The following is a 17,415-nucleotide window of genomic DNA, read 5'->3' as shown; positions in this document are numbered from 1 at the left end:
TAGTCGGTGTCCCCGGTCCGGCCGCCGGGCGGAAACGGTGACCTGCCGGACAGGGGCCCGCTACTCCCCGCCGCGCAGGGTGAACAGGGTCGCCTCGAGCTCGTCGGGCTTGACGAGGACGTCGCGGGCCTTGGAGCCCTCGGAGGGCCCGACGATGCCGCGGCTCTCCATCAGGTCCATCAGCCGGCCGGCCTTCGCGAAGCCGACGCGCAGCTTGCGCTGCAGCATCGACGTCGACCCGAACTGGCTGGTGACGATCAGCTCGACCGCCTGCAGCAGCAGGTCGAGGTCGCCGCCGATGTCCTCGTCGATCTCCTTCTTCTCGCCGGCGCTGCCCGCGGAGAAGACCTCCTCGCGGTACTCCGGCTCGGCCTGGCGCTTGCTGAACTCGACGACCGCCTCGATCTCGGCGTCGGAGACGAACGCGCCCTGGACGCGCATCGGCTTGCCCGCGCCGATGGGCATGAACAGTGCGTCACCCATGCCGATGAGCTTCTCCGCGCCCGGCTGGTCGAGGATGACCCGGCTGTCGGTGAGGCTGGACGTCGAGAAGGCCAGCCGGGAGGGCACGTTGGCCTTGATCAGGCCGGTGACGACGTCGACCGAGGGGCGCTGCGTGGCCAGGATCAGGTGGATGCCGGCGGCACGGGCCTTCTGGGTGATCCGGACGATGTGCTCCTCGACGTCCCGGGGGGCGACCATCATCAGGTCGGCGAGCTCGTCGACGATCGCCAGGATGTAGGGGTAGCGGCGGTAGACCCGCTCGCTTCCGGGCGGCACGGTGATCTCGCCCTTGTCGACCTTCTTGTTGAAGTCGTCGATGTGCCGGACGCCGGTGGACTTCATGTCCTGGTAGCGCTGCTCCATCTCCTCCACCAGCCAGGCCAGCGCGGTCGCGGCCTTCTTGGGGTCGGTGATGATCGGCGTGATCAGGTGCGGGATGCCGTCGTAGGGCGTCAGCTCGACCATCTTCGGGTCGACCAGGATCATCCGCAGCTGGTCCGGGGTGGCCCGCAGCAGCAGCGAGGTCAGGATCGAGTTGACGCAGCTGGACTTACCGGCACCGGTGGCACCGGCCACCAGCAGGTGCGGCATCTTCGCCAGGTTCGCGCAGACGAACCCGCCCTCGATGTCCTTGCCGAGGCCCACCAGCATCGGGTGCGGGTCCTGCTTGGCCGCCTGCGAGCGCAGCACGTCACCCAGGCTGACCTTCTCGCGGTCGGTGTTGGGCACCTCGATGCCGACTGCGGACTTGCCCGGGATCGGGGCCAGGATGCGGATGTTGTCGTTGGCCACCGCGTAGGCCATGTTGCGGGTCAGCGCGGTGATCTTCTCGACCTTCACCCCCTGGCCGAGCTCGACCTCGTAGCGGGTCACCGTCGGCCCGCGGGTGAACCCGGTGACGGCGGCGTCGATGTTGAACTGCTCCAGGACACCGCTGATCGCCGCGATGGCGACGTCGTTGGCCTTGGAGCGGGCGCGCGGCGGGTCGCCGGGCCGCAGCGTGGACAGCGACGGCAGCACGTAGTCGCCCTCGACCGGCTGGATCGACAGCTGCTCCGGCTCGGTGATGGGCGGCAGGTCCTCCGGCGGGGAGGTGCGGTCGACGACCGGGACCGGCGGGCGTGCGGGCGGGACCGGCGGCGGGGGCGCCAGCTCGGTGTGCTCCGGATCGGTGGTGCGGGTGGCCTCGGGCGCCTCGGCGTACGCGCCGTGGTCGATCGGGCCGGTGGTGAGCAGGTCCTCGGACAGCGGCCGACGGCGCGACCGGCGGCTGACCGGCGCCTCCTCGGGCTCCTCGTCGTCCTGGTCGTCGTACTCGTCCTCGTCGTACTCGTCGCGGCCGAGCAGCCGGTCGGTGAGCTCGCGCAGCCGCTCGGGGATCTGGTGCACCGGCGTCGCGGTGATGACCAGCAGCCCGAAGAACGCCAGCAGGGCCAGCAGGACGACGGTGACGACCGGGCCCAGCCCGGCGGTCAGCGGGGTGCCCACGGCCCACCCGACGAGCCCGCCCGAGCCCGGGCGGCCCGCCTGCGGCTCGGCCGGGGTGCCGACGACGTGCGCGATGCCGAGCACGGAGGCGACCGCGCACAGCCAGCCGATGACCAGCCGGCCCCGCGCCTCCGGCCGGGGTCCGCGGCGCAGCAGCCGCAGCGCCGCGAAGAACAGCACGACGGGCAGCACCATGACCAGGGAGCCGACGACCCAGCGGACCGCGTCGGTCAGCCCGGCACCGACCGGCCCGATGCCATTGCTCCAGGCGGCGGCCCCCAGCACGATCGCCAGCCCGAGCACGGCCAGCCCGACCCCGTCGCGCCGGTGCTCCGGCGCCAGCGGCTCGGCCTCCTCGGGCCGGGCGACCGAGCGGGCGAGCCCACCGGCGCCGCGGGCGAGCAGGTTCCAGCCGCCGCTGGCGATCCGCCACAGCGAGGGACCCGACGACGGCTTCTTCTTCGCCGGCGGCCGCCGGTTGGGTGCCCGCTTGGCGGCGGGCCGCTTCTTGCTCGCCGCCGTCGAACCCGATCGGCTGCGGGTCGCGGCCGGCCGGCTGTTCGACGTGGTACGGGCAGGCATGCGTCAGACCGTAATCCCGAGGAGGGTCCCCGACGGCCAGGCCGGGTGTCGTGTCCCGCACGCGGCGCCCGTCTCCCGACCCGGCTGCCGCCGGGCCGGCCCCTCGAACGCGCCCGGGGATCGGCGGGTCCGGTCGGCACCGCCGTCGATCAGAGTTCGATCGGCATCCCGTGCGGTGTGCGGGCGGCGGCCTCGTGCCAGGCCCCCGTCGCCCGCTCGACCTCCTCCTCGGTCGCGATGCCGCGGTCCCGGAGCATCTCGGCCAGCGCGTCGGCCCAGCGCTCGTAGTAGTCGCTGCCGTCGGGCCGGCCGCCGGACACGTGCCGCCCCAGGGTGCGGGCCCACTCCACCCACGTGAAGGCACCCGCCTCGTGCAGGGTCACGGTCATCGCGAAGACCTGCGCCTGCCAGGGAGCGGCGAAGACCTGCTCGCTGCCGGACGGCGGCAGCGGCAGCTCGTTCCCCGCAGCCGCGGAGATGCGGGCCAGCGTGCCGGCGGCGGTCGTGTCCATCAGACGGCCTCCAGGTACGGCTCCCAGGCGTCGACCGACACGGTGACGGTCGGGTCGGCGGCTGCGCCCCAGAGCTCACCAGCGCTGAACTCGACGGTGTAGAGCCACTCGGGGGCGGGGTCCGGCTCCTGGCCGAGCGGCACGGCATTGCGATCGGGGAACACGTGCGCACCACGGACCGCGAGCACGGTGCCCACACGGCCTCGCGCATAGCGGGGGAGACGCGTGTGCCCGCTCGGGTTGATGGTGCGGGTCCGCACCTGCTGGCCCGCCCGGAAGACCGGCCCGGCTCCGATGGGCCGCTCGTAGCTGGACCGTGACGAGAACAGCCCGGTGAGCTCCTCGGCGGTGCGCGCCCTCAGGCCCTCCCGGTCCAGGAGCTCGAGCCGGCGGACGGCGTTCTCCACCGCGAGGAACCAGATGCGGTAGTAGCTGCTGGCCAGGTACGCGGCCGGGGGCAGGGACTCGCGCTCGTGCCGCATCTGGTCGATGTTCCAGAGCCCGAGTGCGCCCAGGGCGAGCGTGATGGCGAAGGAGCGTCTCTCCCACTCGTCGTGGAACGGGGGTTCGTCGGGCTCCGGGCGGACCGGTCCGAACCCCTGCATGCCACCCGTGTCGTGCACGCCGTTCACCGGGCGGCGCCCGAGGGTGCGTGGACGAGCCCGGTGCCGATCATGCTGTCCCGGGTCACGAGCCCGGCCAGTTCTCCCTCGCTCATGAAGTCCGTCCCCTCCGGGCGCGCCGGGATGACCAGGTAGCGGACCTCCGCCGTCGAGTCCCAGACCTTGATCTCGGTGTCCTCGGGCAACGAGACGCCGAAATCCGCCAGCACGCCGCGCGGGTCGATCACCACCTTCGACCGGTAGGCCGGCGATTTGTACCAGACCGGCGGGAGCCCGAGCACGGGCCACGGGTAGCACGAGCAGAGGGTGCACACCACCATGTTGTGCCGCTGCGGGGTGTTCTCCAGGGCGACCATGTGCTCCCCCTGGCGCCCCACGTGCCCCAGCGATGCGATGGCGGCGTCCGCGTCCTCGAGCAGCCACCGCCGGTACTCCCCGTCCGTCCAGGCCTTGGCGACGACCTGGGCACCGTTGTGCGGACCGACCTCCTTCTCGTAGCGCTCCACCACGGCGTCCAGGGCGGCCCGGTCGACCAGGCCCTTCTCGGTCAGCAGGGTCTCGAGTGCGCGGACCCGCGCGTCCATCTCGGACAGCTCGCTGTACTGCGGGTGGTCGTGATCGTGGTCGTGGTCGTGGTCGTCCATCGGTGGTCAGGGGCCCGGAACCGCTCGGCGGCCCCATCGCCCCATCCCCCTTTCCGCTCGGAGGTGCGTCCGGCGCCCCGGTCGACCGTCCATCCCTGGTCGGGTGACCGTGGCCTTGCCACGGGCGCTGCGGCGCCGGCCGTCGCAGGGCATCGACCTGCCGGCCCGGAACGGCGTCCGAACGCCACCATGGCGCCACGCTACTAGCCGGTGCCCCGTCCGGCCGCAGCTCCGGCCCGGTCCGGCTGAGCGCCGACGACCGCGGTGATCCCGGCTAACGTCACGGGCATGAGCGCCCCGCTCCCCCACGGCAGCTGGCCCACCCCCGTCACCTCCGAGCTCGTCGTCCGGGCCGCGGCCCGCCTCGGCGAGGTGGTCGTGGACGGTGCGGACGTCTGGTGGGCGGAGTCCCGCCCCGCCGAGGGCGGTCGCACCACGCTCGTGCGGCGCACCGCCGACGGCGTGGTCACCGACGTGCTCCCGGCACCGTGGAACGCCCGCACCCGCGTGCACGAGTACGGCGGGGGCGCGTGGACGGTCGCCGACGGCGTCGTCTGGTTCTCGGAGTTCTCGGACCAGCGGCTGTACCGACTGGCACCCGGCGAGGCCTCCCCCGTCGCGGTGACGCCCGAGCCGGGGATCCCGTCCGGCGTCCGGTACGCCGACCTGGCCGTGGTCGCCGGCGGGGTGCTCGCCGTGCGGGAGACGCACGCCCCCTCCGGCGCGGCGGCCGACGTGGTGAACGAGATCGTGCGCGTGGGCTCCGACGGCACCGCCGAGGTGCTCGTCTCCGGACCCGACTTCGTCTCCGACCCGCGCCTCGCCCCGGACGGCGTCACGCTCGCGTGGCTGCAGTGGGACCACCCGGACATGCCGTGGGACAGCGCGCAGCTCGTCGTCCGCGCGGCCGACGGCACCGACCACGTCCTCGCGGGCGGGCCGGGCGAGTCCGTCGTCCAGCCGGTCTGGGGCGAGGACCTCTCGCTGTGGTGGCTCGGTGACCGCACGAACTTCTGGTCGCTGTACCGGAAGCGCCCGCACGAGCAGCCGCAGCTGGTCGTCGACGTCGGGAGCGACATCGCCGGCCCCCAGTGGATGTTCGGCTCGTCCCGGTACGCCCACCTCCCCGACGGGCGCGTGGTGCTGGCCTACGGCCGGGACGGGCGCGACCGCCTGGCCGTGCTGACCCCCGGTGAGGAGCCGCGCGAGCTGGACCTGCCCTACGGCACCTTCCGGTTCGTCACGGCGCACGGCACCGGCGTCGTCTGCGTCGCCGGCGGTCCGGCCAGCGAACCGGTGGTCCTGCACGTGGACGCCGACAGCGGCGCGACCGAGGTGCTGCGTCCGGCGCGGGAGCTGGGACTGGATCCGGCGTGGTTCTCACGGCCCGAGCACGTCACGTTCCCGACCGAGGACCGGGGCACCGGGATCGACGTCGCCCACGCGCTGGTCTACCCGCCGACGAACCCCGAGGTGGCGGCCCCGGCAGGGAGCCTCCCACCGCTGGTGGTCGTGGTCCACGGTGGCCCCACCGCCGCCGCCGTCCCGGTGCTGAACCTGGAGATCCAGTACTGGACCTCCCGCGGGTTCTGCGTCGCGGACGTCGACTACCGCGGCTCGGTGGGCTACGGCCGCCGCTACCGCGACGCGCTGCAGGGCCGGTGGGGCGTGATCGACCTCGACGACGTCGTCGCCTGCGCCCGCTCCCTCGCGGACGCGGGCCGGGTCGACCCGGCCCGCATGGCGATCCGGGGCGGCTCGGCCGGCGGCTACACGACCCTGGCCGCGCTGGCCATGCGCCCGGGCGTGTTCACCGCCGGGGCCAGCCACTACGGGGTAGCCGACCTGGGCGCGCTCGCCGCCGAGACGCACAAGTTCGAGTCGCGGTACCTCGACGGCCTGGTCGCCCCGTGGCCCGAGGGCGCCGCCGTCTACGCCGAGCGCTCGCCGATCACCCACGTCGGCTCCCTCGACACCCCGCTGGCGGTGTTCCAGGGCGAGGAGGACGCGGTCGTGCCGCCGTCGCAGGCCGAGTCGATCGTCGCCGCGCTCCGGGAGAACGGCGTGCCGCACGCGTACCTGCTCTTCCCCGGCGAGCAGCACGGGTTCCGCAGGGCGGAGAACATCCGCACGGCGCTGGACGGCGAGCTGTCCTTCTACGCCCAGGTCTGGGGCTTCGAGCTGCCGGCCGCCGAGGGCATCGCGCCGATCGACGTCGTCCGCCGCCCGGAGCCGGGGCCGACCTCGCCCGTCCGCTGAACCCGACCGGCCCGGCGTCCGTATGCCTCCCGGTGGAACGGTTCCGGGAGGAGTGCCCATGAGGCGAGGTCGAGGTCTGGCGCCCGCCGGTGAGCTCGACGTGGGGGCGGCGTACTCCGCGCACGGGCCGGAGCTGTACCGCTTCGCCCTGCGCCAGCTGGGCGACGGCGGAGCCGCCCAGGACGTCGTCCAGGAGGTGTTCCTCCGGGCCTGGCGGGCGGCCGGCTCCTTCGATCCGCAGCTGGCCAGCCTCCGGACGTGGCTGTTCGCGATCGCCCGCAACGTCGTCGTCGACGAGGTCCGGCGGCTGGCCGTCCGGCCGTGGCAGGCTCAGCTCGCCGAGCCGAGGGCCGACCAGCTCCCCGCGCGGAACGGCGTCGACGAGCAGCTCGTGGACGCCTGGGTGGTCGAGGAGGCGCTGCGCCGGATCGCGCCCGACCACCGGACGGCGATCGTCCAGACGCACCTGCGCGGACGTCCGCACGACGAGGTGGCGGCCGAGCTCGGCATCCCGGTGGGCACACTGCGCAGCCGGGTCTTCTACGGACTGAAGTCACTGCGCCTGGCGATGGAGGAGATGGGGGTGGAACCGTGAGCGAGCCGCCTCAGGAGCACCGCGACATCCGCGAGCAGCTGGGGGTGTACGCCCTCGGGCACGGGACGGCCGCCGAGCGGGCCGCCGTCCGGGCGCACCTGGACGGCTGCGCCGCCTGCCGGGCGGAGCTGGCCGAGCTGAGCCCGCTCGCCCCCCGGCTGGCCGGCCTCGACCCGGACCGGCTGGACGAGACGCCCGCTCCCCCACCCGGGCTGCGCGAGGCGGTGCTGGCGAGGATCGCCGCCGAGGAGCGGGCGCGGCCCGCGCGGCGGCCGTCCCGCCGCCGGACGGCGCTGGTCGCGGCCGCGGCGGCCGCCGGGATCGCCGCCGCAGGTTTCGGCGTGGGCTGGCTGACCCGGCCGGTGCCCACGCCGGTGCCCCTGGAGGTCGTCGCCGTCGAGGTGACCGAGGCCGGCATCGAGGCGTCCGCCGCCCTGGTGCCGCACACCTGGGGCGTCGAGGTGAAGCTGTCCGGCGAGGGGTTCACCGCGGGCGAGGTCTACCGGGTGGCGGTGACCGAGCAGGACGGCGGCGTCGTCCCCGCCGGCTCCTTCCTCGGCGTCGGGCCGGTCGAGCTGCACTGCAACCTGAACTCGTCGGTGCTCCGCGAGGACGCGAGCGGGTTCTCCGTGATCGACGCCGACGGCGCGGTGGTGCTCCGCTCGCGGTTCTGACCGCCGCGGACGCACCGCGGCCGCACCGGGGGGAGGTCGCCCCTCCCCGGCGCGGCCGTGGTCGCCGATGTGCTGCGGTCAGGCGGTGGGGGCCACCGTGCTGCCGTCGATGGTGAAGCCGGTGCCGGCGCCGTCCTGGTAGACGTCCGGGCCGACGGGCGCGGCGTTGCGCCGGATGTCGGTCCGGGTGACGGTCATGGCCCCGGTCGCGGAGTTCCAGAGCCCGCCGCCCTCGGCGGCGGCCGTGTTGCCGGTGACCCGGCTGCGGTCGATCCGCACGTCGCCGGCGCCGGTGAGGTGCAGCCCGCCGCCGTTGCCGGGAGCGGCTCCGGTGCTGTTGCCGTTGAGCTCGGTCCGCTCCAGCGACGTCGACCCGATGTTGGCCTCGATGCCACCGCCGGCCCGCATCGACGTGTTGCCGCTGATCACGCTGCGCTCGACGACCACGGTGCCCTGGTCGTTGAGGATGCCGCCGCCCGACCCGGCCGCGCCGTCGGCCACGTTGTCCCGGATCTCGGAGCGCGTGACGGTCAGCGTGCCGGTGGCGCCCGCCTCCTGGAACAGGCCGCCGCCGCCCATGGTGGCCTCGTCGCCGCTGGCGGTGTTGCCGGAGACCTTGCTGCGGTCCACCGTCATGGTGCCCGCCCCGGAGTTCCACAGCCCGCCGCCCTCGGCGGCCGCGGTGTTCCCGGTGACGACGCTGCGGCCGACGTGCACGGTGCCGGCGCCGGTCAGGTGCAGCCCGCCGCCGTTGCCGGGGCCCGCGCCGGTGCTGTTGTGCGACAGCGTGGAGCGGTTGAGGGTCGTGGTGGAGCCGGGGCTCGCCTCGATGCCGCCACCGGCCCGCACGGCCTGGTTCCCGGTGATCGTGCTGCGCTCGACCTCGAGCACGCCGGCGTTGCGCACGCCGCCGCCGGAGGCCGGCAGGCCCTCGCCCAGCGCCGCGCCGCCGGTCACCGTGAGGTGCCGCAGGCTGAGCGTGCCACCGGCGAGGACGTCGAAGACCCGGTGCTCGCCGCGGCCGTCGACGGTCGCGCCGTTGCCCTCGATCGTCACCGCCGACGTCACGTCCAGGTCGCCGGTCGCCGCGTCGTCGTCCTCCCCCTGGAGCACGAGCGCGTACCCGGCCTTCTTCGCCAGCACGACCGTGCCGCCGCCGGAGGCGTTGGCCTGCTGCACCGCCGCGCGCAGCGAGCACTCGCCCTCCGCGTCGGCGCACGTGCCGTCGTGCAGGTCGTGGTCGACGGTGTCCTTCGTGGTCGTGACCCGGATGTCCCCGTTCCCGTGGTTCTTGCGGGGCTCCTCGGTGGCCTGGGCCGGAGCAGCGGCCAGCAGGCCGAGTGCCAGCCCGGCCGCGCCGGCGCTCGCAAGCGTCTTGGTGCGCATCAGTCGTCTCCCTCGTCGGTGAGGTCCGGCTGACGAGCACCGGACGACGGTGGTTACGCACCACCGACGCGGGCGTTCGATGTTCGTGGAACTTCCTGCAGATCCGGGCTGACCCGGGTCCGGCTTCCGGCGCGCGCTCACGCGCACGACCGCACCGGTGACCGGCTGTGGCTCCCGGGCCCGGGCGGCCGACCTGCTCAGACCTCCAGCACCGTCGGGATGATCATCGGGCGGCGGCGGTGCTTGTCCGACACCCACTTGCCGACGGTGCGCCGGATGATCTGCGACATCCGGTGCGCGTCGACGCCGTCGTCCTGCAGCGCCCGCTTGAGGTTGTCCTCGACCAGGGCGAGCACCTCGTCGAAGGCGGACGGGTCGTCGGAGAAGCCCTTGGTGGACAGGTGCACCGGCCGCACGATGGTGCGGGTGGACGGCTCGACCACCACGGTCAGCGCCACGAAGCCCTCGTCGCCGAGGATCCGCCGGGCCTGCAGCGACTCCTCGCCGACGTCGCCGACGTTCAGCCCGTCGACGTAGACGTCGCCGATGGGCACGCTGCCCACGATCGAGGCCTTGCCGTCGACGAGGTCGACGACGACGCCGTCCTCCGCCAGCAGGATCCGGTCGGTGGCCATGCCCGTCTCCTCGGCGAGCTTGGCGTGCGCCCGCAGGTGCCGCCACTCCCCGTGCACCGGCATGAGGTACTTCGGCTTGGCCACGTTGAGCAGCGTGCGCAGCTCGCCGGCCGGGGCGTGCCCGGAGACGTGCACCCGCGCGGTCTCCTTGTGCACGACCGTGGCGCCGAGCCGGGCCAGGCCGTTGATGACCTTGTAGACGGCGGTCTCGTTGCCGGGCACCAGGGACGAGGCGAGGACGACGGTGTCGCCGGGCTCGATGGTCACCTGGTGGTGGTCGCCGCGGGCCATGCGGCCCAGCGCCGAGAGCGGCTCGCCCTGTGACCCGGTGCTGACCAGGACGACCTGCTCCGGCGGCATCTTCGCCGCGTCGTCGAGGGAGACCATGAGGCCCGGTGCCATGCGCAGCAGCTTCAGGTCGCGGGCCACGCCCATGTTGCGGACCATCGAGCGGCCCACCAGCGCCACCTTGCGGCCGTGCTTGTCCGCGCAGTCGAGCACCTGCTGGATCCGGTGCACGTGGCTGGCGAAGCTGGAGACGATGAGCCGCTGCGAGGCGCGGGCGAAGACGTCGTCGAGCACCGGGCCGATGGACCGCTCGGGGGTGACGAAGCCGGGCACCTCGGCGTTGGTGGAGTCCGACAGCAGCAGGTCGATGCCCTCGACCCCGAGCCGCGCGAACGCGCCCAGGTCGGTGAGGACGCCGTCCAGGGGCAGCTGGTCCATCTTGAAGTCACCGGTGTGCACCAGCACACCCGCCGGGGTCTGGACCGCGACGGCCAGCGCGTCGGGGATGGAGTGGTTCACCGAGATGAACTCGCAGTGGAACGGCCCGGCCAGGTGGTCGTCACCGGCGGCCACCTCGATCAGCGTCGCGTCCAGCCGGTGCTCGCGGAGCTTGGCCGCGACCAGCGCGAGGGTGAACCGGGAGCCGACCAGCGGGATGTCCTCGCGCAGCCGCAGCAGGTACGGGATGGCCCCGATGTGGTCCTCGTGCCCGTGGGTGAGGACGACGGCGACGATGTCGTCGAGCCGGTGCTCGATGACGCCGAAGTCGGGCAGGATCAGGTCGACGCCCGGCTGCTCGGCCTCCGGGAAGAGGACACCGCAGTCGATGACCAGCAGCTTGCCGTCGAACTCGAGCACGGCCATGTTGCGGCCGATCTCGCCGAGCCCGCCGAGGGCCATCACGCGCAGCCCGCCCTCGGGCAGCGGCGGGGGGGCCTTGAGATCGAGGTGCGGTTGGGTGACCTGACCACTCACAGGGTTACGCCTCCAGCGGCGAGGTCGTCGCGCAGCTGCGCGAGCTGTTCGGGGGTGGCGTCGACCAGCGGCGGCCGGACCGGTCCGGCCGGCAGGCCGAGCGCGTTGAGCGCGGCCTTCACCGTGATGACGCCCTGGGTGCGGAACATGCCGGTGTAGACCGGCAGCAGGCTGTCGTTGATCTCGCGGGCCTTGATCAGGTCCCCGCCCTCGACGGCGGCGATCAGCTCGACCAGCCGGGGGCCGACGACGTGGCTGACGACGCTGACCATGCCGACGCCGCCGAGCGCGAGGATCGGCAGGTTGAGCATGTCCTCGCCGCTGTAGTAGGCGAGATCGGTGCGGGCCATCGTCCAGGCCATGGCCCCGAGGTCGGCCTTGGCGTCCTTCACCGCGACGATCCGCGGGTGCTCCGCGGCGCGCACGAGGGTCTCCACCTCGATCGGCGTCGCCGTGCGGATCGGGATGTCGTAGAGCATCACCGGGAGGTCGGTGCTGTCGGCGACCGAGGTGAAGTGCCGGAGCAGGCCGGCCTGCGGAGGACGGCTGTAGTACGGCGTCACCACGAGCAGGCCGTGGACACCCAGCTCGGCCGCCGCCCGCGCCTTGTCGATCGAGTGGGCGGTGTCGTAGGTGCCGACGCCGGCGACGACCGTGGCGCGGTCGCCGACGGCGTCCAGCACCACCTCGAGGACGGCGCGCTGCTCGGCGTCGCTGATGGTCGGCGACTCACCCGTCGTCCCGAAGACGACCAGCCCGTCGTTCCCACCCCGGTCGACCAGGTGCGCGGCCAGCTCCTGCGCTCCGGACAGGTCGATCGACCCGTCCTCGGCCAGCGGGGTGACCATCGCCGTGAGGAGGCGCCCGAACGGCCGGGCGGGGTCGGTGGTCATGAGGTGAATCTACCCAGCGGAGGGAACTGATTCCCGCACGTGCTCCACCACCGCGAACCGCAGCCCGGACGACGACGTCGACCACCCCTCGTCCGGCGTCCGCGACACCCGCCGCCACCCGGGCCCGGGGGCCGGCGCCCACGTGTCCCCCTCGACGTGGACGTCGACGTGGGTGACCACCAACCGGTCGGCGTGCGGCAGGAACGCGGCGTAGACCTCTCCTCCGCCGATCACCCAGCACGGGGCGTGCTCGGCGAGGACCTGCTCCACCGACGCGGCCCGGTGGGCGCCGTCGGCCGACCACGCCGGGTCGGAGGTGAGGACGACGTTGCGCCGGCCCGGCAGCGGGCGGAAGCGCTCGGGCAGCGACTCCCAGGTGCGCCGGCCCATCACCACGGTGCCGCCCGTGGTCAGCCGCCGGAACAGCGCCAGGTCCTCCGGCAGGTGCCACGGCAGCCCGCCGTCGGCCCCGATCACCCCGTCGCGTGCCTGCGCCCAGATCATGGCGACGCCGCCCCGCTCCGGGACCGTCCCGAGCCCGGTCACACGGCCACGGCTGCCCGGATCGCGGGGTGGTGCCGGTAGTCGTGCAGCGCGAGGTGCTCGTAGGTGTAGTCGAACAGCGACGGCGCGGGCGCGAGCTCCAGCGACGGGAACGGCAGCACCTCGCGGGAGAGCTGCTCGGTCACCTGCTTCACGTGGTTGCGGTAGATGTGGCAGTCGCCGCCCACCCAGATGAAGTCGCCCGGCTCCAGGCCCACCTGCGCGGCGACCATCCGGGTCAGCAACGCGTAGCTGGCGATGTTGAACGGCACGCCCAGGAACATGTCGGCGCTGCGCTGGTAGAGCTGGCAGGAGAGCCTGCCGTCGGCGACGTAGAACTGGAACAGCGCGTGGCAGGGCGCCAGCGCCATGTCCGGCAGCGAGCTCACGTTCCAGGCGCTGACGATCATGCGCCGGGAGTCGGGGTCGGTCCGCAGCGTGTCCAGCAGGCCGGTGATCTGGTCGACCTGCTGCCCGTCGGGCGCCGGCCACGACCGCCACTGCACGCCGTACACCGGGCCCAGCTCGCCCTCGGGGGAGGCCCACTCGTCCCAGATGGTGACGCCGTTCTCGCGCAGCCAGCCGACGTTGCTGTCTCCCCGGAGGAACCACAGCAGCTCCACGGCGACCGACTTGAAGTGCACCTTCTTCGTCGTCACCAGCGGGAACGTCTCGGCGAGGTCGTAGCGGAGCCGCTCGCCGAACAGGCTGACGGTGCCGGTGCCGGTCCGGTCGTCCTTGGCCGTCCCCTGCTCCAGGATCCGCCGCAGGAGGTCCTCGTACTGGGTGTCGATCGGTGCTGCCACGGGCCCGAGGGTACGGGCCGGCACCGACACCGCCGAGCCCGCGGCACACCCGCACCAGGAGCCCCGCGGCGGTCAGCCCTCGGTGACGAACGGGCTGGCGGCGACCTCGGTCCCGTCGGCCAGCGTGCTGATCCGGAAGTCGCCGAACACGTTGGGCGCCACCCGGTGCAGCTCGCGCAGGCAGGCGACGGCGAGCTCGCGGAGCTCGACGTCGGCGTGCTCGCTGGCCCGCATGGCGACGAAGTGCCGCCAGGCGCGGTAGTTCCCGGTGACGACGATCCGCGACTCGGTGGCGTTGGGCAGCACCGAGCGGGCGGCCTGGCGGGCCTGCTTGCGCCGCAGGGTGGCGTTGGGGACGTCGGCGAAGCGCTCCTCCAGCCCGTGCAGCAGCTCGTCGTAGGCGGCGCGGGCGGCGTCCGTGGCGGCCACGAACCGCGCGTGCAGCTCGGGGTCCTCGGCGATGACGGCCGGCTCCACGACGGCGGCGTCCCGCTGGGGCACGTAGCGCTGCGACAGCTGGCTGAAGGAGAAGTGGCGGTGGCGGACCAGCTCGTGGGTGACCGACCGGGACAGGCCGGACAGGTACATGCTGACCGTGCCGTGCTCGAGCACGGCGAGGTGCCCGACCTCGAGGATGTGCCGCAGGTAGCCGGCGTTGGTCGCCGTCGACGGGTTGGGCTTGTCCCACGACTCGTAGCAGGCCCGGCCGGCGAACTCGGCCAGCGCCTGGCCGCCGTCGGCGTCGGTCTCCCAGGGCACGTCCGCCGGCGGGGTGAACTGCGTCTGCGCGATGACCTGGACCTGGAGCGGGGCGACCGGGGGCACGCCTGCGAGCCTACGGCGGCGGCCGGGCGCCGCCCTGCCGCCGGAGCGGCTCGGGACGGCCCGGCAGACTGGCGGCGTGGACTGGCTGCGCGTGCTGCTCGCCGTCGCCGGCGGTCTCCTGCTGGTCTGGCTGGTGGTGCTGGCCCTGCTGTGGCGGACCCGCCCCGACGGGCTGACCGCGCGCGAGGCGCTCCGCCTGCTCCCGGACCTGGTCCGGCTGGTGCGCCGCCTCGCGGCCGACCGCTCGCTCCCCCGCACCGTGCGGGTGCGCCTGTGGCTGCTGCTGGCCTACCTGCTGTCCCCGGTGGACCTGGTGCCCGACGTCGTCCCGGTGCTCGGCTACGCCGATGACGTGGTCGTGACGGCGTGGGCGCTGCGCTCGGTGGTCCGGCGGGCCGGCGACGACGCCCTGGCCCGGCACTGGCCGGGCGAGGCGGCGGGGCTCGCCGTCGTCCGCCGGCTGGCCGGCCTCACCCGGCCGCCACCGCCCGGCTGAGCTCCGGCGCCAGGTCGCCCCGGTCGGCGACGACGACGGCGCCCAGGCCCATCCAGCCCGCCATGAGCCGCAGTTCGGCAGCCAGCTCCGCCGCGACGTGCAGGGGGTCGGCGTGCTCCTCGACGTGCGCGGCCTGGACCCGCAGCACCCCGCTCTGCCGGTCGGCCTTGAGGTCGACCCGGGCGACCAGCCGGTCGCCGAGCAGGAACGGCAGCACGTAGTAGCCGTGCACCCGCTTGTCGGCCGGCGTGTAGATCTCCAGCCGGTACCGGAAGCCGAAGATCCGCTCCACCCGCGGGCGTTCCCACACCAGCGAGTCGAACGGGCTGAGCAGCGCACGCGCCCGGATCCAGCGGGGACGCCGGGCCGCCGGGTCCAGCCAGGCGGGGCGGCCCCACCCGGCCACCTCGACCGGCAGCAGCTCCCCGGTGCCGGCCAGGTCGGCGATCGCGGCCCGGGCATCGGCGGGGGTCAGCCGGAAGTAGTCGCGGAGATCGGTCTCGGTCGCCACCCCCAGCGCCCGCGCGGCGGTGCGGACGAGCTCGCGGACGGCGTCCGCCCGCGCCGGGGTCGGGGCGTGCAGCACGTCGGCGGGCAGCACGCGCTCGGGCAGGTCGTAGACCCGCTCGAAGCCGGCCGTACGCGCCGTCGCGGTGAGGGCGCCGGTGAAGAAGAGGTACTCCAGGGCCGCCTTGCCGGCATGCCAGTTCCACATGCTGCCCGGGCGGTTGGGCCGCTCCTCCTGCAGCATGCTGGCCCTGAGCGGGCCGTCGCTGCGCACCCGCGCCAGCAGCGCGGCCACGTACTCGGGCCGCTCGCGCTGGACGCGGGTCATCGACCCCCACGCCTCCTGCTCGGCCGCGGCCATCCGCCACCGGAGGACGGGGTGCAGCCGCACCGGCAGGAAGGACGCCTCGTGCGCCCAGTACTCGAACAGGTCGTGCCGCCGGTTGGCGAGCGCGTCCAGCTGCTCCCGGGGATAGGGCCCCAGCCGGCTGAACGCGGGCAGGTAGTGCGAGCGGGACACCACGTTCACCGAGTCGATCTGCACGACGCCGAGCCGCTCGGTGAGCCGGCGCAGCTGCCGGGTCCCCGCGGGGACGGCCGGGCGCGGATCGGCGAACCCCTGCGCCGCCAGGGCGATGCGCCGGGCCAGGGCGGCCGGCAGCCGCTCGACGGGGTTCACGTCGGCCGATCCTGCCCGTCCGGTACGACGACCGCCGAACCACCCCGCGCCGCTTACGCTGCCCGGATGACCTCGGATCTGCCGTTCCCGCGCCTCACGGGGTCCGCGGACGTCTCGGTGCGCCCGGCCCGGCCCGGCGACGCCGACGCCGTCGCCCGCGTCCAGGGCGTCACCTGGCGCACCGCCTACCGCGTCGTGCTGCCGGCCGAGGTCCTCGACGCCTGGGACGAGGCGGCCGTCGCCGGCTCCTGGCGGGCCGCCGTCACCTCGCCGCCCTCGCCGTCGCACCGGGTCCTGGTGGCGATCGAGAAGGACACTGTCGTCGGCTTCGCCGCGCTCGCCGTCGTGGCGGACGTCGGCGAGGTCGGCACCCTGCTGGTGGAGCCCCGCTGGGGCAGGCGCGGGCACGGCAGCCGGCTGCTCGCCGCGGTCACCGACCTGGCGGCCGCGGACGGAGCCCGGCGCCTGGAGGTGTGGCTGGCGGAATCCGACCGGGCCTCGGCCGACTTCTACGAGTCGGCCGGCTGGGAGCCCGACGGGTGGGCGCGCACGCTGGACACCGGCGACGCACCGCTGCGGGAGCTGCGCTGGCACACCGTGCTGGACGACGAGGAGGACGGCCGACCGTAAGCTTCGCGGGCTTCCCCGACGAGGGACTGGTCTTCTACGAGGGCCTGGAGGCCGACAACTCGAAGACCTTCTGGACGACGCACAAGCACGACTACGAGGCCCACGTCCGCACCCCGATGCTGCAGTTGCTCGAGGAGCTCGCGCCGGAGTTCGGGACGGCGAAAATGTTCCGGCCGTACCGGGACGTGCGGTTCAGCCACGACAAGACGCCCTACAAGACGCACCAGGGCGCGGTGGTGAACCCGGAGGGCCGGGGAGCGGGCGCCTGGTACGTGCAGGTGGACGCCGACGGCCTCATGGTGGCGGGCGGCTGCTGGCGGCTGGAGTCCGACCAGATCGCCCGGTACCGGCGCGCCGTCGCCGACGCGGTGCAGGGCCCTGCCCTCGAAGCCGAGGTGGGACGGCTCCGCGCGGCCGGCTGGGACATCGCGGGTGACCGGCTGGTCCGGGTGCCCGCCGGCCACTCCGCCGACGACGACCGCATCGACCTCCTGAAGCACAAGGCGCTGCACGCTTCGCGCCGGTGGACCCCCGAGGACTGGCTGCACACCCGCGAGGCACTCGACCGCGTGCGCCGGTCCTGGCGCGATCTCGAGACGCTGAACGCCTGGTTCGCCGACAACGTCGGAGCCACCACCAAGGAGCCCCGGCCCCGCCGCTGACGGAACTGTCGAGCGCCGCCGGCCCCGGCGGCGCTCGACACCACCCGGCCCGAGAAGGGTGCGTTTCCGCGGAGAAGCGCGACGTCTGCGGGGTGCTTGTCTGCGGGAAGGCTGCGGTACCGCCCGGGGAGGGGTGTGGGCATGACGAAGGGGCCCCAGCACGGATGCTGGGGCCCCTTCGGGAATGGTTGTCCGGCGGCGTCCTACTC

General features: G+C 74.1%; 17 protein-coding genes. 6 read left to right on the top strand and 11 right to left on the bottom strand.

Annotated features, from left to right (window positions below; translation table 11 throughout):
* Positions 1-60 precede the first annotated feature (60 nt).
* The 4 genes from O2W17_RS20995 to nthA form a co-directional block, all read right to left on the bottom strand.
* Positions 61-2,574 (bottom strand): FtsK/SpoIIIE family DNA translocase, encoded by a 2,514-nt coding sequence (locus O2W17_RS20995; protein WP_269194425.1) that lies wholly within the window; start codon positions 2,572-2,574, stop codon positions 61-63.
* A 149-nt stretch (positions 2,575-2,723) separates the two neighbouring features.
* Positions 2,724-3,086, bottom strand: coding sequence for a nitrile hydratase accessory protein (locus tag O2W17_RS20990; protein WP_269194424.1), 363 nt, complete (start codon positions 3,084-3,086; stop codon positions 2,724-2,726).
* Positions 3,086-3,709, bottom strand: a complete 624-nt coding sequence (nthB, locus tag O2W17_RS20985; RefSeq protein WP_269194423.1) for a nitrile hydratase subunit beta — start codon at positions 3,707-3,709, stop codon at positions 3,086-3,088. Before nthB ends, O2W17_RS20990 begins: the two co-directional genes overlap by 1 nt.
* A gap of 5 nt (positions 3,710-3,714) precedes the next feature.
* A complete protein-coding gene (gene nthA / locus O2W17_RS20980; protein ID WP_269194422.1) occupies positions 3,715-4,353 on the bottom strand; it encodes a nitrile hydratase subunit alpha in 639 nt (212 codons plus the stop codon).
* A gap of 288 nt (positions 4,354-4,641) precedes the next feature.
* On the opposite strand from nthA, the gene O2W17_RS20975 reads away from it, so the two are divergent.
* The 3 genes from O2W17_RS20975 to O2W17_RS20965 are packed head-to-tail and all read left to right on the top strand — an operon-like array spanning position 4,642 to position 7,881.
* Positions 4,642-6,612 (top strand): S9 family peptidase, encoded by a 1,971-nt coding sequence (locus O2W17_RS20975; protein WP_269194421.1) that lies wholly within the window; start codon positions 4,642-4,644, stop codon positions 6,610-6,612.
* Positions 6,613-6,670: 58 nt separating this feature from the next.
* Positions 6,671-7,207 carry a sigma-70 family RNA polymerase sigma factor gene (locus O2W17_RS20970; protein WP_269194420.1) on the top strand — a complete coding sequence of 179 codons (537 nt, stop codon included), beginning with the start codon at positions 6,671-6,673 and terminating at the stop codon, positions 7,205-7,207.
* Positions 7,204-7,881, top strand: coding sequence for an anti-sigma factor family protein (locus tag O2W17_RS20965; RefSeq protein ID WP_269194419.1), 678 nt, complete (start codon positions 7,204-7,206; stop codon positions 7,879-7,881). The genes O2W17_RS20970 and O2W17_RS20965 overlap by 4 nt, the downstream gene beginning before the upstream one ends.
* Positions 7,882-7,959: 78 nt before the next feature.
* Here the strand turns inward: O2W17_RS20965 and O2W17_RS20960 are convergent, their stop codons facing one another.
* From O2W17_RS20960 to thyX, 6 genes are all read right to left on the bottom strand, one after another.
* Positions 7,960-9,267 carry a right-handed parallel beta-helix repeat-containing protein gene (locus O2W17_RS20960; protein ID WP_269194418.1) on the bottom strand — a complete coding sequence of 436 codons (1,308 nt, stop codon included), beginning with the start codon at positions 9,265-9,267 and terminating at the stop codon, positions 7,960-7,962.
* Positions 9,268-9,464: 197 nt separating this feature from the next.
* Positions 9,465-11,165, bottom strand: a complete 1,701-nt coding sequence (locus O2W17_RS20955; RefSeq protein WP_269194417.1) for a ribonuclease J — start codon at positions 11,163-11,165, stop codon at positions 9,465-9,467.
* The gene (gene dapA, locus O2W17_RS20950) at positions 11,162-12,058 is read right to left on the bottom strand and encodes a 4-hydroxy-tetrahydrodipicolinate synthase (RefSeq protein ID WP_269194416.1); all 897 of its coding nucleotides are present in this window, start codon (positions 12,056-12,058) and stop codon (positions 11,162-11,164) included. Before dapA ends, O2W17_RS20955 begins: the two co-directional genes overlap by 4 nt.
* 9 nt (positions 12,059-12,067) lie before the next feature.
* Entirely contained in the window at positions 12,068-12,604 is a 537-nt protein-coding gene (locus O2W17_RS20945) for a dihydrofolate reductase (RefSeq protein WP_269194415.1), read from the bottom strand.
* On the bottom strand, positions 12,601-13,407 hold the full coding sequence (locus O2W17_RS20940) for a thymidylate synthase (RefSeq protein ID WP_331254329.1): 807 nt from the start codon (positions 13,405-13,407) through the stop codon (positions 12,601-12,603). Before O2W17_RS20940 ends, O2W17_RS20945 begins: the two co-directional genes overlap by 4 nt.
* Positions 13,408-13,479: 72 nt before the next feature.
* The gene (gene thyX, locus O2W17_RS20935) at positions 13,480-14,232 is read right to left on the bottom strand and encodes an FAD-dependent thymidylate synthase (RefSeq protein ID WP_269194414.1); all 753 of its coding nucleotides are present in this window, start codon (positions 14,230-14,232) and stop codon (positions 13,480-13,482) included.
* 76 nt (positions 14,233-14,308) lie between these two features.
* Between thyX and O2W17_RS20930 the strand changes: the two genes are divergently transcribed.
* Complete coding sequence (locus O2W17_RS20930; RefSeq protein WP_269194413.1) at positions 14,309-14,728, top strand: DUF1232 domain-containing protein; 420 nt, start codon at positions 14,309-14,311, stop codon at positions 14,726-14,728.
* On the opposite strand, the gene O2W17_RS20925 is transcribed toward O2W17_RS20930, so the two are convergent.
* The gene (locus O2W17_RS20925) at positions 14,703-15,914 is read right to left on the bottom strand and encodes a winged helix-turn-helix domain-containing protein (RefSeq protein WP_269194412.1); all 1,212 of its coding nucleotides are present in this window, start codon (positions 15,912-15,914) and stop codon (positions 14,703-14,705) included. The two genes, O2W17_RS20930 and O2W17_RS20925, sit on opposite strands and share 26 nt — an antisense overlap.
* 66 nt (positions 15,915-15,980) lie before the next feature.
* Here O2W17_RS20925 and O2W17_RS20920 point away from each other — a divergent pair, with 66 nt between their 5' ends.
* Together O2W17_RS20920 and O2W17_RS20915 are read left to right on the top strand one after the other, a co-directional pair.
* Complete coding sequence (locus O2W17_RS20920) at positions 15,981-16,544, top strand: GNAT family N-acetyltransferase (protein WP_269194411.1); 564 nt, start codon at positions 15,981-15,983, stop codon at positions 16,542-16,544.
* Positions 16,454-17,206 carry a DUF2461 domain-containing protein gene (locus O2W17_RS20915; protein ID WP_269194410.1) on the top strand — a complete coding sequence of 251 codons (753 nt, stop codon included), beginning with the start codon at positions 16,454-16,456 and terminating at the stop codon, positions 17,204-17,206. Before O2W17_RS20920 ends, O2W17_RS20915 begins: the two co-directional genes overlap by 91 nt.
* Positions 17,207-17,415: the final 209 nt, after the last annotated feature.

It is taken from the genome of Blastococcus sp. VKM Ac-2987 (assembly GCF_026967805.1).
GTDB lineage: Bacteria > Actinomycetota > Actinomycetes > Mycobacteriales > Geodermatophilaceae > Blastococcus.
The sequence above is the reverse complement of the archived record's forward strand: the minus strand, read 5'-3'. Positions and strand labels throughout refer to the sequence as shown.

Bases quoted from the DNA above. Each gene is read 5' to 3' on its own strand.
- O2W17_RS20920 (WP_269194411.1), top strand. From the start codon at position 15,981: ATGACCTCGGATCTGCCGTTCCCGCGCCTCACGGGGTCCGCGGACGTC.
- nthA (WP_269194422.1), bottom strand. From the start codon at position 4,353: ATGGACGACCACGACCACGACCACGATCACGACCACCCGCAGTACAGC.
- O2W17_RS20995 (WP_269194425.1), bottom strand. From the start codon at position 2,574: ATGCCTGCCCGTACCACGTCGAACAGCCGGCCGGCCGCGACCCGCAGC.
- O2W17_RS20960 (WP_269194418.1), bottom strand. From the start codon at position 9,267: ATGCGCACCAAGACGCTTGCGAGCGCCGGCGCGGCCGGGCTGGCACTC.
- dapA (WP_269194416.1), bottom strand. From the start codon at position 12,058: ATGACCACCGACCCCGCCCGGCCGTTCGGGCGCCTCCTCACGGCGATG.
- O2W17_RS20970 (WP_269194420.1), top strand. From the start codon at position 6,671: ATGAGGCGAGGTCGAGGTCTGGCGCCCGCCGGTGAGCTCGACGTGGGG.
- O2W17_RS20990 (WP_269194424.1), bottom strand. From the start codon at position 3,086: ATGGACACGACCGCCGCCGGCACGCTGGCCCGCATCTCCGCGGCTGCG.
- O2W17_RS20975 (WP_269194421.1), top strand. From the start codon at position 4,642: ATGAGCGCCCCGCTCCCCCACGGCAGCTGGCCCACCCCCGTCACCTCC.